Annotated in this window: 14 protein-coding genes; 9 read left to right on the top strand and 5 right to left on the bottom strand. The window is 42.9% G+C overall.

Annotation, left to right across the window (positions count from 1 at the left end):
- Positions 1-16 precede the first annotated feature (16 nt).
- The gene (locus KNP80_RS07460) at positions 17-2,779 is read right to left on the bottom strand and encodes an SH3 domain-containing protein (protein WP_214834438.1); all 2,763 of its coding nucleotides are present in this window, start codon (positions 2,777-2,779) and stop codon (positions 17-19) included.
- A gap of 528 nt (positions 2,780-3,307) precedes the next feature.
- Between KNP80_RS07460 and KNP80_RS07455 the strand changes: the two genes are divergently transcribed.
- The 6 genes from KNP80_RS07455 to KNP80_RS07430 all read left to right on the top strand — a co-directional run bounded on the left by KNP80_RS07455 (position 3,308) and on the right by KNP80_RS07430 (position 9,156).
- Entirely contained in the window at positions 3,308-4,150 is an 843-nt protein-coding gene (locus KNP80_RS07455) for a flagellin N-terminal helical domain-containing protein (RefSeq protein ID WP_214832050.1), read from the top strand.
- A gap of 88 nt (positions 4,151-4,238) precedes the next feature.
- The gene (locus KNP80_RS07450; RefSeq protein ID WP_214834436.1) at positions 4,239-5,849 is read left to right on the top strand and encodes a glycosyltransferase family protein; all 1,611 of its coding nucleotides are present in this window, start codon (positions 4,239-4,241) and stop codon (positions 5,847-5,849) included.
- Between the two features lie 531 nt (positions 5,850-6,380).
- On the top strand, positions 6,381-6,737 hold the full coding sequence (locus KNP80_RS07445; protein WP_214832047.1) for a flagellar protein FlaG: 357 nt from the start codon (positions 6,381-6,383) through the stop codon (positions 6,735-6,737).
- A gap of 12 nt (positions 6,738-6,749) precedes the next feature.
- Positions 6,750-8,417, top strand: a complete 1,668-nt coding sequence (fliD, locus tag KNP80_RS07440) for a flagellar filament capping protein FliD (protein WP_214832046.1) — start codon at positions 6,750-6,752, stop codon at positions 8,415-8,417.
- 14 nt (positions 8,418-8,431) lie between these two features.
- Positions 8,432-8,806, top strand: coding sequence for a flagellar export chaperone FliS (fliS, locus tag KNP80_RS07435; protein WP_034803946.1), 375 nt, complete (start codon positions 8,432-8,434; stop codon positions 8,804-8,806).
- Positions 8,803-9,156, top strand: coding sequence for a flagellar protein FliT (locus KNP80_RS07430; RefSeq protein WP_029595022.1), 354 nt, complete (start codon positions 8,803-8,805; stop codon positions 9,154-9,156). Before fliS ends, KNP80_RS07430 begins: the two co-directional genes overlap by 4 nt.
- Positions 9,157-9,191: 35 nt before the next feature.
- On the opposite strand, the gene KNP80_RS07425 is transcribed toward KNP80_RS07430, so the two are convergent.
- Positions 9,192-9,569, bottom strand: a complete 378-nt coding sequence (locus KNP80_RS07425) for a DUF3021 family protein (protein WP_214832045.1) — start codon at positions 9,567-9,569, stop codon at positions 9,192-9,194.
- A 159-nt stretch (positions 9,570-9,728) separates the two neighbouring features.
- On the opposite strand from KNP80_RS07425, the gene KNP80_RS07420 reads away from it, so the two are divergent.
- From KNP80_RS07420 to KNP80_RS07410, 3 genes are all read left to right on the top strand, one after another.
- Positions 9,729-9,914, top strand: a complete 186-nt coding sequence (locus KNP80_RS07420; protein WP_214832044.1) for a hypothetical protein — start codon at positions 9,729-9,731, stop codon at positions 9,912-9,914.
- Positions 9,915-10,063: 149 nt separating this feature from the next.
- Positions 10,064-10,693, top strand: a complete 630-nt coding sequence (locus KNP80_RS07415) for a DUF4352 domain-containing protein (RefSeq protein ID WP_214832043.1) — start codon at positions 10,064-10,066, stop codon at positions 10,691-10,693.
- A 91-nt stretch (positions 10,694-10,784) separates the two neighbouring features.
- On the top strand, positions 10,785-11,483 hold the full coding sequence (locus tag KNP80_RS07410; protein WP_251132357.1) for a DUF4352 domain-containing protein: 699 nt from the start codon (positions 10,785-10,787) through the stop codon (positions 11,481-11,483).
- A 31-nt stretch (positions 11,484-11,514) separates the two neighbouring features.
- Here KNP80_RS07410 and KNP80_RS07405 read toward each other — a convergent pair whose 3' ends face one another.
- The 3 genes from KNP80_RS07405 to KNP80_RS07395 form a co-directional block, all read right to left on the bottom strand.
- The gene (locus KNP80_RS07405) at positions 11,515-12,015 is read right to left on the bottom strand and encodes a DUF1572 family protein (RefSeq protein WP_214832042.1); all 501 of its coding nucleotides are present in this window, start codon (positions 12,013-12,015) and stop codon (positions 11,515-11,517) included.
- Positions 12,016-12,268: 253 nt separating this feature from the next.
- On the bottom strand, positions 12,269-12,934 hold the full coding sequence (locus KNP80_RS07400; protein WP_214832041.1) for a DUF2225 domain-containing protein: 666 nt from the start codon (positions 12,932-12,934) through the stop codon (positions 12,269-12,271).
- Between the two features lie 9 nt (positions 12,935-12,943).
- Positions 12,944-13,387: a YaaR family protein gene (locus KNP80_RS07395; RefSeq protein ID WP_214832039.1), complete on the bottom strand. Its 444-nt coding sequence runs from the start codon at positions 13,385-13,387 to the stop codon at positions 12,944-12,946.
- Between the last annotated feature and the right edge of the window lie 5 nt (positions 13,388-13,392).

Genomic DNA, 13,392 nt, shown 5'->3' with positions numbered 1-13,392 from the left:
TAGCGTCTGAATGAAATTAATAAATAAAGCGTGGAATATCGAATTCGACAGTGTATTCTTCAAGCAACTTGTAAATCTCATGGATTTTGAACGTTTGCTTGTATGCCCACTCGATATCGGTCGCATATTGATACGTTCCAGGTTTATCTGGATTGAAGCGCATTTTGTACAACGTGTTTTGTTTACGTGTGTTGTTGACGTAACGGTTGCTGATCCATTGACCGCCACCTTTGATGGCTTCGGCAGGTGTGAACCACCCGTTGTCGAAGGCGTATTTTGCACCCCCTGCTGTCGGGTTGGCATCTGTTGCGCCGATTCCATACATGTTATAGACACGTTTGTAACGTGTGCTCGTCGATGTGCTTAACTTCCCGGTCTGATCTACCCAAACTCCTGAAGCGAGGGTAGAAGTTCCGTTCCCCGTCTCAAGGAAAGCATGTGACATGAGATAAATCTCGTTGATGTTATATGACTTGCCCGCATCGATAAAGGCTTGCGCCTGACCAGACAAAATTCCTTTTCCTTGAAGCGTTTTGTTTAAAATCGTAGCTGAAACGTTGGCAGACTTCGAGAGGTCCAAGTATTGGAACGATTCACGTGGTGAATCAAGGGCAGCTTCGAACTTCACGAGACGTGGATCGACTTGGTTCAAAATATCAGACTCCGTCGCTAACCGCCATGTGTTATCGAAGACACGTTCCGATTCGCCGGTTTTCCGCTTGTACGAGATCAAATAGAAGTTGTCTTTCTCACCGAGGACGTTGACGACACTGTTCATGTTAAGGATGCCATATACGTGCGAGTTCGTCGTCGCATCCGCCCGGACATTCAAGGCGTTTGTCGAGACTTTGCCAGTTTGAGTTCCTTCAATCAATTGGATAAACTCTTTTGATACAAAAGCGGCAGTCCCGCGGTATTTATCGGTTTGAGCATTGACGTTCTTTTGGATTTGAACCATGTCGGTCAACTTCAAATCATAGTCGCTGTAGTTCAAAACAACGTTTTTTGTACCAGGTACGGTCTCTGGTACAGTCGGACCAGTATATGGTTTGATATACGAACTATGCACGTATGCTGGTACCAATTTCCCATTCAGTTCAAATTCGATTTGAACCCACGAATCGTTGATTTTCTTGATTACTCCGATGATTTGATTGTGAAGTACCGTACCAATTTGAGTTGAACTTGCATCTGGCGCAGTCCGAACGTTCAAGCTTGGCATTGCAGTGACGACAGCCTCATACGCAATCGTATAGTCTTGCTCGGTTTCAACCGGTTTGCTCGGTGCGACAGGAGCTTTCTCGGTCAAATATTTCTTTGAGACGAAACCGACTTTATTCTCGTACTTGATTTTGTACCAATCACCGTGTGCCGATACGAACTCGACTTTTTTATTGGGCAATAAAGTCACAATGACTTTTCCGCTTAATGAGTTCGAGGCACGCAAATTCAAGTTCGCAGTCGTGTAATAATACTTTTTCGCAGCTGGCGTGACCGGCTTTGCCGGAGCTGGTTTGACTGCTGTCAAATAGCTGCTTGCAACATAGCCGGTTTTTCCGTTGTAAGTGACACGCATCCAATCACCAGACTTCGAGACATAAGTCACTTCTTTGTTTTTTGGAATCGTGAGAAGGATTTTACCAGACCATGATGCCGCACTGCGCAAGTTGAGGTTTTCTTTTGTATTATAAGTGACCTTATTCGAAGGAGCGGCAACTGGTGGCTTAGGCGCTGGTTTCGCAGGGGTCACCGTTTTCGTAGTCACTGAAATGTACGTGGCAGACACGAAACCGGTTTTCGATCCGTACTTGACTTTGTACCTATTTCCAGACTTCGAAATGTATTGAACTTCTTTGTTTTTTGGAATGGTGACGAGCACTTTGCCTTTCGTTGAGGCCGTGCTACGTAAGTTCAAATTTTCTTTGGTCTTATACACTTTTGTCTGCGCCGATGTAGCAGCAGGAGGTTTCGGTGCAGGCGGTTTTGGCGCAGCAGGCTTGATAGGAGCTGGACTGACGGTTTTGTTCGTCACTTTGATATAGCTAGCAGACACAAAACCGGTTTTGGAGCCGTATTTCACCTTAAACCAATTGCCAGACTTCGCGATGTATTGGACTTCTTTGTTTTTCGGGATGGTGACGAGAACTTTTGCTTTCGTCGAGGCCGTGCTACGTAAATTCAAGTTCGCAGTCGTTGCATATACTTGTTTCGTCGTGCTAGATGAAGCGTTGTTTTTTGTGACTGTAGTAGGCTTCGGTGCAGCCGTGGTAGCATTTTTGACGACAGTGTTTTGTACCTTAACGTACTTGGCCGCAACATATCCAGTTTTTGATCCATATTTTACGCGATACCAAGTTCCTGTTTTTGAAAGGTATTGCACCTCTTTATTCTTAGGGATGGTGACAAGGACTCGCGCTTTCAAGTTGGCCGATTGGCGCAAATTCAAGTTATCGGTGACGGTGTACGTCTGCTTGACTTTACTTGCCGATACCGGTGTTGCTGTTGTCATTTTTAAATAGGCGGAAGAAACGTAGCGTTTCGCCCCTTTATAGTTAATCTCAGCCCAAGACCCTTTGACGTTCAATACAGAGACTTTGTTTCCTTTTGTCAACTTTCCAACGATTGGAGATGATGTAGAGGAAGATTGTCGAACATTTAAGATAGATGTATCGACAGTAGCTGTTTTCGATGCGGCATTTACGTCTTGAGTATACATCGTGGCAAACAGCACACCGGATAAAAAGATGGCTGTACTCAAGCGTTTACTTCGTTTGTTCAATGGTTTCCCTCCTTGATTTGAAAACGATAAATAATGAATGTTCGAACCAAGTATAGAGAAAATCGGGAAAGGATTGAAAGGAACAATTTCTAAAATAGGTAAACGATTGTATGATAATTGGGATTTTTATGGTGTTTCAAATATATTTTTTTGAGAGAGATAATTAAAGAACAAATCGCATGATGAAGCGATTTAGTAGAGTAAAAAATGCACCGGAGGTTAGTGGTTAAATGTAGATGAATTAAATAAGAAGTGAAAAGTTCTTGAGAGGCAGAGTTGAAGTGATAGTTAAGCACTCACGATTTTTTTACGAATTCAAGGGGGGAAAAATCAAGTCGATCAAAATGCATCCCACAAAAAGTTTTTTCAAAAAACACTAAACAGAATCTCTGAACTTCCGATATAGAGTATGGAAACGCAAAAACGTTACCAACTAATACAAGGTGAGGGGCCGGCCTAAACCTTGTATGCTCGGACAAATGGATTTGGAAGAGCGGAAAAAACTTAAACCTATGGAGGGAAATTACAATGATTATTAACCACAACCTTAACTCGATGAACGCACACCGTAACATGTCATTCAACACAGCACAAACTGGTAAAGCGATGGAGAAATTGTCTTCAGGTCTTCGCATCAACCGTGCTGGCGACGATGCTGCTGGTCTTGCAATCTCTGAAAAAATGCGCGGACAGATTCGTGGTCTTGATATGGCTTCGAAAAACGCACAAGATGGTATCTCGATGATTCAAACTGCAGAGGGCGGGTTGAATGAAACTCACTCAATCCTTCAACGTATGCGTGAACTCGCTGTGCAGGCAGCTAACGATACAAACGTAGCTGTTGATCGTGGAGCAATCGGAGATGAATTAGCTCAGCTTGGAAAAGAAATTACACGAATTAAAGATAATACGGAGTTTAACGAACAGAAATTGCTTAACGGAACTGCTGGTGTATCTGGAAGTGTCACTTTCCAAGTCGGGGCAAACAATGCTCAAACAATGGCAGTTGATTTTACTACAGCAGGAGTTAACCTCGATACTGTTAACACAGCAGTAGGTTCTCTATCATCAACGAGTGTTGCAACATCAGCTCTTTCTACAGCGTTAGTTAACACAATCTCGACACAAATTGAGACAGTCTCAAAAGGACGTTCCCTTTTAGGTGCAACACAAAACCGTCTCGAGCATACTATCAATAACTTGAGCACTTCTGCTGAAAACCTTCAAGCTGCAGAATCACGTATTCGTGATGTTGATATGGCTAAAGAAATGATGAACTTCACAAAGAACAACATCTTAAATCAAGCTGCTCAAGCAATGATGAGCCAATCTAATCAGCAGCCTCAAGCAGTTCTTCAACTTTTGCGTTAATCTTTTCTATCTTTTCATTAATATTTTCTATCTTATAAAGGTCATGGAGAAACTTCTCCATGACCTTTATTTAAAGGAGTAATTAACTATGAAGAAAATACTAATATGTAGTGGAGTTCCATATCAAAATAAAACAAGGCAAAGGCCACAACATTTAGTAAATATTTTTGAAAGTAAAGGATACTTTATAGACTATATAGGGTTAAATGAAAAAACTGAAATACAGTCTGAAAATTACAAAGTATGGAATACGAAAAAAAATATTCAGCAACTATTCCATGAAATAGATTTATCAATTTATGAATTTATTTGGGTGATGCATCCGTATTTTGGCTTGTTGCTCTCGGACGAAGAATTAGAAAATTATAATGTAATATATGATTCTATAGATTTATGGAATGAATTTAGAAGAACTATTTCAGAAATCAATTTTCCTGAAATTTTACTTAATGCCGAAAGAAGATTAATGAAAAAATGTAAATTTGTATCTGTTAGTGCAATCAAACTAGGTTACATTGCACAACGATACAACAAAAACATAATGTATTTGCCGAATGGAAGTTTTGAACTTGATTATGCAACTGACGAAACGGTTATAAAATCAAATCAGGTAGTGTTTTTCGGATCTATTTCCTCGTGGATTGATGTAGAAAGTATTGAAAAAATGGCTAGTATGAATCCTAATTTAAATTTTAATATCATCGGACCCAAGGATATTAAATATAGTTTTAAAAATTCTAATATTAAAGAACTTGGAATCATTGATTATTATGAACTCAGTAAATATCTAAAAGTTAGTAAATATGCAATTATTCCTTTTCAAGATACATCTTTATCATCCTCAGTCACACCATTAAAGTATTACGAGTATATTGCCGACAGAAACGTTTTTGTTATTTCGACAGGATTTCCAGATTTACTATATCGTGAACCATCAAGAACTTATTTTTATAAAACCTCCCAAGATGCCGCAATGTTTTTATATTCTCATAATATACAAAATCAACTTGAAAGCATTGACAATGAAGATTTTACTTGGACTAATTGGAATTACATTTTTAAAGATGTTGAAAGAATAGTTGCAAATAAAGCTTCGAATACTAAAAGGTTACCGAATATAAATTGGAATAATTTTAAAGAGTATAAAATGGTGGAGAAATATATTCTTCCTGAAAGTCTTTTTATTGCAAATGAAGCCAAAAGCTTATATGACTACTATCTAAGTCTAACTGAAAAAGAAGATTATAATTTAAAGGATTTTGGTCATGAAATTTTATTATTTGCTTTTTCATCTATAGAGATAAATGACTTCCACACTCTGGTTCAGTTAGTTAACGATTATTTAAAATTACATCAGATAGACCATCTGATTTCATTAAGTAACACTGATGACTACATTCACTTTGTAAAAGTTATATTAAATAAAGAGGTATCAATACAATCATCTATTTACATATCAAGCATTCAATTTGCTATGTATTGTGAACTTGGTGAATTAATACAACTTATTAACTTACATGGTCTGTCTTCCGTAGCATCGTATGCAATAAAAATTCTGATTGAATATTACGAATTTGCTGAAATATTCGAAGAAGCGTTATATCTAGCTGAATATTTATACGTATCTAATCCAACTGAAGAAAATTTAAAAATTTATGGGGACATAAAATTTAAAGAGACGTATACATCAATTTCGTAAAGGAGGACTTAAATAAATATAATACATGTTTATGATCATTTGAAATGTGGAGGAGCAGAAACTAGCATTATCACTTTGCTAGAAGACTTATATAAGGTATAAGGGCGGTTATAATTTATTTCTTGTTACTTTAAGAAAGAGTAACTAAAATAAGAAAACATTTTCATCGGAAACGAATCTTAATTTCGATTTTGTTAATCGACCTTTGATTGAGAGTTTTTAGTGAGGAAAGTGTTGATTGACGGTTTTTTAACTCTAGTATATCTAAGGATCTTATTTATAAAAGACAGTTTTCATTTAGATGAAATAGTTCTAGAAATTAAACAAGTTTTTCAAAATCATTATATCGATATTTTCGATTTGAATATTGAATTGGGGAGAATTAGAAATCGAGAATGAATTATTTAAAATTGTTAATGAAACAAAATATAGAATTACTTCATTCCAATATATAAAAATAAAAACATTAGCCGATGAATAGAGTAGAGAACTATAGCATTTAAATAACTGAGAAAGAAGAGGAACTTACAAATGGTAAACGATATTAAAGAAGTTAGGGTATATTTTCCTTCTTCGGTCTTACCATATGAACCAACAAAAAATATTTTCTTAGACGTTAATCAAAAGTCATTATCCGAAGAAGGTCTAGTTGTTCTTCCAACTCCTCAGCACGTTACTAAACTTGAGGTGGCAATCGAAAAAGCTAATCAGTCATTAGAGTTGCAAAGGACTGGCCTGAAATTTATTAAGCACGAAAAATTAAACGATTACTACATTCAAATTGTAGATACAAATAACGAAGTGATCAGAGAAATTCCTAGTAAGAAATCGCTCGATTTTTTTGCTGCTTTTATGGAATTTAATCGATTATTTGATGAACGTGTATAAGGGGGAGATTGTTTGACAACACCTATTCGTTTTGGTGGACTAGCTAGTGGTATTGATACAGACACTATTATTAAGCAGTTAATGCAAGTTGAACGAGCGCCAGTTGATAAGCTTGAACAAAAAAAGCAGTCGACTGAATGGAAACGTGACGCATATCGTGAAATTAATCGTTCACTTATGACGCTTCGAAATAGTGCGGTGGATCTTATGTTTAGCCGTAATTTTTATGCGAAAACTGCTAGCTCATCTGATGAGTCTCGCGTTTCTGTTGTGGCGGGACCGTCTAGTGGAAATACGGCGATTCGTATCGACTCAGTTAACAACCTAGCAACTGCTGCTACACAAATTGTTGAACCAAAAGATAAAGACGGAAATGCAGTAACAAAAGTGACAAAAGTTGCTGACATGAACTTACAGTCAGCTACTCAAGTGGTTACTTTATCAACTTTAACAAAGGAATGGACTTTGTCACCTAAACCACGTGCAGGTGAAATAGTCGCTCTCAAAGATGCGTCGAACAATCCAATTGATGCGTCTTATGATGAGGCAACAGGTAAAGTAACGATGAATGATGGATCAGACGTTCCAACAGGTACAACGGCTACTTACACATCTGGTTATCAAATTCAAATCCGTTCTGTAGAAGGCGAAGAGTTCAAAACAATTAAAGTGGCGGAAGATGCGACTATGGAAAATCTAGTCACGGCGTTGAATGGAAAAGATTCTGGGATCTCTGCTTTCTTCGAACCGATTTCTGGAAAGCTCTCACTTACACAAAAACAGACAGGAAATAATGCGATTATAGAATTAGATGCAACAACTAAGACTGCTTTTGGAATAGATCCTTTAGCTATACCTGTAAATGGTACTAATGCTAATTTTACAGTGAATGGCATAACTATGTCGCAAAGTTCAAATACAGTTACGATAGACAATATGACGGTTACTTTAAAATCATCCTTTGCGGCAGGGAATCCTGTTACTTTGTCGGCTGCTACAGACACACAAAAAGTTTTTGATAACATCAAAAAATTTGTAGATCAATATAATGAAACAATAGATTTAATGAACAAAAAAGTAAAAGAAGAAAGATATAGATCTTTTAATCCTTTGACGAACGCTCAGAAAGATGAACTTTCTGAAGATGAAATCAAAAAGTGGGAAGATAAAGCAATGAGCGGTTTGCTCAAGAATGACACAATCGTTCGTGGGGCTATGGACGCATTAAGAGGAAAGTGGTCAAGTACGTCCTCTGCTACAAATGACGCAGAAATGAAGCAATTGTTTCAAATTGGACTCTCGACAGGAGCAGACTTTACAAATGGCGGGAAAATTGAGCTGAATGAAGAAAAGCTTAAAGCTGCCATAGAGAAAGACCCAGAACAAGTGTATCAACTCTTCACAAATACTGAGAGCGGGTTACTGTTGCAAATTCGTGATGCTGCAACAAGCTCGCGTACATCTATTACCCGAATTGCAGGAACCGATGGATCCGGAGCTCCAACGTATTCCATGGGCCGAGAGATGGCTCAAATCGACACCCGGATCCAACGTTTAAATGCACTACTTGTTGATAAAGAAAACGCCTATTACCGTCGCTTCGCAGCGATGGAGACGGCGATGAACCAGGCGAACTCGCAAGCCGCCTCACTGCAACAGTTCTTAGGCGGAGGCATGTAAGAGGAGGAATTTAAATGGTAGCCAACCCATATGCAGCATATCAAAACAACGCGGTCACGACCGCGAACCCACAAGAACTGACGCTCATGCTGTACGACGGGGCGCTCAAGTTTATGCGCCTCGCCAAACTCGCCATCGAGCAAGGGAATCCAGATTTGAAGAATAAGAACATCCAAAAGACGCAAGCCATCTTTCAAGAGATGCGCTTGACGTTAAATAAAGATGTTGCCATCTCGGCGAACTTGGACTCGTTGTATGAGTACATGTGGCGTCGTCTCGTCGATGCGAACATCCAAAACGACACAACCATCCTCGACGAAGTGCTCGATTTCACGACCGAGCTCCGCGATACGTGGAAGGAAGCGATGAAACTCGCGAAGCAAGCATGAGACCCATCGATGAAATCATCTTCAAAACACAGCGGTTAAAAGATTTACTGGCGAAAGTGCCTGAGGAACCGACTTATGACACATGGATGGACCAAATCCATGAACTGCTCGACGACCGCGAGCAATTGCTCGCAGCGCACGGACCGGACCTGAAGGATGCTGACCAGACGGTAATCCGTCAACTCGTCGATGACAGTCAACAGATTGCCCGTTTAATCGAAGCCGAGCACCAACGACTCGGGATGACGCTCGGGACGGCACGGCAAGAACGGAAAACCGTCAAGTCATACGTCGATCCATACGAGGACGTCGATTCGAACTTCTCAGGATTGTTCGATCAACAGACATGAAGCAGCTCGAAGGTGCGCCCTCGAGCTGCTTTTATTTATGAGGTTTTGATTTGTTGTCGCACTTTCAAAAGCATTCTGGATAGCGTGAACAAAACCAGCCCGCTCACATTAAACTTCAAGTAAACCATCAGGACATCTCGAAGCGACGACACCGGCAGAAACCCACTGAATATGACGAGCGGTAGAATTGTCACATGCATCGTGGCCCAATGAATCAGAATCTGTTTCGGGAATGACCACCGTCTCACTTCATAGATAACACTCGTCAGACCGAGGAAGAACGCCATCCCGCTATAGACGAGCATCCTATGTACACCTTCCACATTTTCATTCCACCATTGATACATCGCAAGCAACCCAAATAGCATGAACCACTTCACGCCACGAACCAGTCCTGTTTTCAATAAACTCATCTATCTCGTCCTCTCATTCATGTGTTGTCTTTGTATACGATTTGATTTGGAAAAAGTTTCAATAGGGATGTAAGGATGCAAAGACGCCTGTTTTCGTATAAAATCGGGTAAATACCACTGTAACCGTTGCTTCTGTTCTGGAAAGGGGAGGGAAACGAGATGAGTGATAAAAAGGTAAAGCCCAAGTCATCGAAAGATCGTCGTTACTTCGTCTACGGTCCAGAAGGGGCGTACGATGAGTATGTGGAACGTGACCCGAAACTTGAAGCGTACATCGAAGACGATGCGCCAATCGAGGACGGACCCGATCCGTATGAAGAAGAAGACCTCAAATCACGAGGATAAAACATGCGAAGTCAAGGTCCAATTGTGGACCTTGGCTTTTATTTATTCAGGGTGACGACCCTATACGTTTTCTTACACCGGTCAGGCTAAACAATCCAGTATGCTCATCTTATCAACCACCACTCACACGAAAAAAGGAGAGAGTTAAGATGAACATGAAACGATACGGATTGATCCTCGCTTTACCCCTTGCATTGCTTGCAGGCTGCGGAGAAGCCGATGAACTGAAGACGACAGCGACCGAAACGGAGGAAGTCGTAGAGGCAGAGAAGAAGGAGGCACCAGCGGCAGACACAACAGAAGAAGCAGAAGTGCAGGAGAGTGAACTTGGTTCGAACCAAATCTTCATGAAGAACAAGGTGCTCGACATTAAAGAGACGATCGGTTCTGTCAACTTCGCCATCAATAAAGTACAGACGTCCCGACTCACGGTCAACGAGGCTTACCGCGACTCGTTTAACGGGCAAGAAGAAGTGACGGTCGTCGCGATGAATGTCATCGTCGAAAATAAGATTGACGACACTGTCAGTTTCCACCCGAACCAAGCGACGCTCGTGACGAACACAGGGGAACAGGTGTCAGCCGACTTGTGGTTCTCAGATGATGTCGGCGGCGAGTTCCTCGGGAAAGTGAAGAAGGAAGGGAACGTCCTCTTCTTCGTCAAAGCGATGCCGGAAGAGTTAGCGGACGTGAAAGTCGTCATCGATGGACCGTCGGACGCGAACTATGAGTCGATCGGGGAATCGCGCTACGAATATACAATCAACGTCGAGAAATAAACAATGGCCGCTCCAGGGAACTGGTGCGGCCGTTTTATGTCCAGAGTAATACCCAAAAAATTTAACGTTTACCTCGAATGCCCTTTTAAAAATGGGGAATAAGATTTATATAAGTTGGAAAAGTCTTGAGGTAAAGGAGAGGATTGGATTGAAGTCGTACGGATTCATCTTAGCCATTCCCTTGCTTGTGTTAGTCGGATGTGGAGACACGGAGCCATCATCGACTACTACCGAACCTACCAACCAAAGTGAAAGCGTTCCGTCGACAGACAGCCAAAAAGAGACGACAGAAACAGAAACCGTACAACGTGAAAAGTTTGAAGTACAGGAAGATGAGATTGGGCGCAGTCAAATTTACATGAAGAATCGTGATTTAGGCATTGAAGAAACGATTGGGCCAATCATCTTTCAAATCGATAAGGTGCAAACGCTGCGTCTAGAAGTCGCTTCTGATTATCGTTTCTTCTTCGATGATCAAAAAGAAGTGACCATCGTTTCGTTCAATGTCATCGTCGAAAATACGAGTGATGAGACGGTCAGCTTTCATCCAAACCAAGCCAGGCTCGTTACGAACACAGGCGAACAGGTTGATGCTGACCTCGTCATTTCAGAGGATGTAGGCGGAGAATTTTTAGGAAAAGTGAAGAAAGAGGGAGGCGTGCTGTTCCATGTCGAGTCGATGCCTGAAGAACTGACCGAAGTCCGCTTTGTTGTGGAAGGACCATATGATGATCAGTTCCGTAAAATTGCCGAAGAGCGCTATGAATACACGATTGACGTCACCAAATAAGAGAACGTGCATCTTCGCGATGCGCGTTCTCTTATTTACGTTGATGTGGCAACGGGATCGTCAACACGTTCCAGTTCTCACCGGCGAACAGCTTCGCGAGATAGACAATCTGTCCGACGTGATAACTGTAGTGCGACACTTGCTTCTCGATTGCCAAGATGACGGTCTTCTCTTCACCGCGGATGAAGACGGTCTTGCCGAGGTCTTCCGGCGTGAGACCCGAGAGCACGTCGTCCAACAGTTGCCAACGTTCATCCCACGTCGCCATCAGTTCTGCGCGTGACTGGTGCTGGTCCTCGAACTCGGCGTCGCGGTTCCGGTCCGGCTTCTCGCCGTCCGTCGTCAAAAAGTCGGTCCAGCGGGACTTCATATTGTTCGAGATGTGCTGGACGATGACCGCGAGCGAGAGCGTGTCTTTCGCGAGCACGCGATGCATGTCCTCGTCGTTCACTTGCTTCAACGCGTCCTCGGCGAGCTGTTTCTGTTCCTGAAAAATCGAGCGTACCGTTTCGAAATAGCGGGTTTCAAACATGGAATGACCTCCTTTGGATTCCTACTAACCATACCCCAATCTGACCGTGATAAAAATCATTGAGACTGAACCGTGCAAGACGCCACCGCGCAATCGGTTCTTGGATGCCCTGTTTAGGTTTTGACGTGAGTCATGTCGCGTCTATCTCTTTTCGGTTTAAGGATTCACCCATGAAGAGATCCGACCGCGTTTGTCCGTGAGTGGAAGAGCGCGTTTTTTTGTATGCGAAAAGGGAGAGCCGCGGCTCTCCCTTTTAGGCATGTTCGATTCTAAAGTCTTCCCAGTGTGCCCGGGCCTGGGTACGGATCCGCTCCGACACTTCTTTACTTCCTAGCAAGATGCCGTACCAACGCCTCGCGTCCTCATATAGACCGAGTGCGGCCGACAAGTCGGCGATCCGCAACATGAGCTGGTCGTACGGTAGGCCGGTCCGGACTTGGTCCGTGTATGCCTCCTGTACCTCGTTGTACTTATCGAGCGTCCGTTTCATCCATTCCTTCTCGGACGCCTCGTCGCCTGTCAGGCGATACATCCAGACGAGCCGCATGCCGAGCATGGCGACGACGGAGGGTTTCTGGCCGCTCAATTGGGCCGTCACGACGGCGAACTTGTACAGCCGGATGACGTGCTCTGCCGAACGGTCACCGTTGAGCGCCTCGGCGTTGACGCGGTCGAAGTAGCCCGTCTCGAGCGCATCACGATTATTTTTCCGTACCTTGTCGAACGAATCGTGAAAGACGAGGTGACAGTGACTACAGACGGTCGGCTCATAGAAGTATGGGTTGGCGCCATCATACGTCGTATAGCCGTCTTTCGCGACTTCCTGCGGCCGGATATGGCGCGACAGGACGCGCGGCGTCTCGCTCTGTTTCAAACAATACGGACATTTCACTTTTTTCGAAAAGATATGTTCTGCCATCGTCTCACCTCACACGTATACGTTGACGAGCAGGCCGCGAATCTCACCGACTTGGTCGAGGAGCGACAGACGGGACGCCTCGCCCGAGATGACTTGGTCGGTCAAGGCAAGCAGCTTCTGGTCGACCTGTTCGACAATCTTATAAATCTTGGCGCGGCCGCGGCGATTGAAGCCGCGTTTGTCCTCGAGGCGGAGCGCCGCGTCGACGGCGTCCTTCATAAAGTCTTTGATGAGTTGCTTATATTCGGCGAGCGACTCGACCGTCTGGCTCTCGGCGAGGAGCTCGCCTTTCTCGTGGATGGCCGCGATTTGGCGTTGGAAGCGCTCATGCTCGCGGTCCTCCCGTTTCTGGCCGATGACGTTCTGGAACGAGACGCTGGGCTCGGTGTCAGGGCGTTTCGCTTTTCCGGTGCCGTGAAGCGACTGTGTCTCCATGATGCGACGAATGTCCATAGGAT

The sequence above is a fragment of the Exiguobacterium sp. E4787 genome (genome assembly GCF_018618375.1).
Lineage (GTDB): Bacteria > Bacillota > Bacilli > Exiguobacteriales > Exiguobacteriaceae > Exiguobacterium > Exiguobacterium chiriqhucha.
Note: the sequence above shows the minus strand (reverse complement) of the source record. Positions and strands in the feature narration are given on the sequence as shown.

Bases quoted from the DNA above. Each gene is read 5' to 3' on its own strand.
- KNP80_RS07455 (WP_214832050.1), top strand. From the start codon at position 3,308: ATGATTATTAACCACAACCTTAACTCGATGAACGCACACCGTAACATG.
- KNP80_RS07450 (WP_214834436.1), top strand. From the start codon at position 4,239: ATGAAGAAAATACTAATATGTAGTGGAGTTCCATATCAAAATAAAACA.
- KNP80_RS07445 (WP_214832047.1), top strand. From the start codon at position 6,381: ATGGTAAACGATATTAAAGAAGTTAGGGTATATTTTCCTTCTTCGGTC.
- fliS (WP_034803946.1), top strand. From the start codon at position 8,432: ATGGTAGCCAACCCATATGCAGCATATCAAAACAACGCGGTCACGACC.
- KNP80_RS07430 (WP_029595022.1), top strand. From the start codon at position 8,803: ATGAGACCCATCGATGAAATCATCTTCAAAACACAGCGGTTAAAAGAT.
- KNP80_RS07425 (WP_214832045.1), bottom strand. From the start codon at position 9,569: ATGAGTTTATTGAAAACAGGACTGGTTCGTGGCGTGAAGTGGTTCATG.
- KNP80_RS07420 (WP_214832044.1), top strand. From the start codon at position 9,729: ATGAGTGATAAAAAGGTAAAGCCCAAGTCATCGAAAGATCGTCGTTAC.
- KNP80_RS07415 (WP_214832043.1), top strand. From the start codon at position 10,064: ATGAACATGAAACGATACGGATTGATCCTCGCTTTACCCCTTGCATTG.
- KNP80_RS07410 (WP_251132357.1), top strand. From the start codon at position 10,785: ATGGGGAATAAGATTTATATAAGTTGGAAAAGTCTTGAGGTAAAGGAG.
- KNP80_RS07405 (WP_214832042.1), bottom strand. From the start codon at position 12,015: ATGTTTGAAACCCGCTATTTCGAAACGGTACGCTCGATTTTTCAGGAA.
- KNP80_RS07400 (WP_214832041.1), bottom strand. From the start codon at position 12,934: ATGGCAGAACATATCTTTTCGAAAAAAGTGAAATGTCCGTATTGTTTG.
- KNP80_RS07395 (WP_214832039.1), bottom strand. From the start codon at position 13,387: ATGGACATTCGTCGCATCATGGAGACACAGTCGCTTCACGGCACCGGA.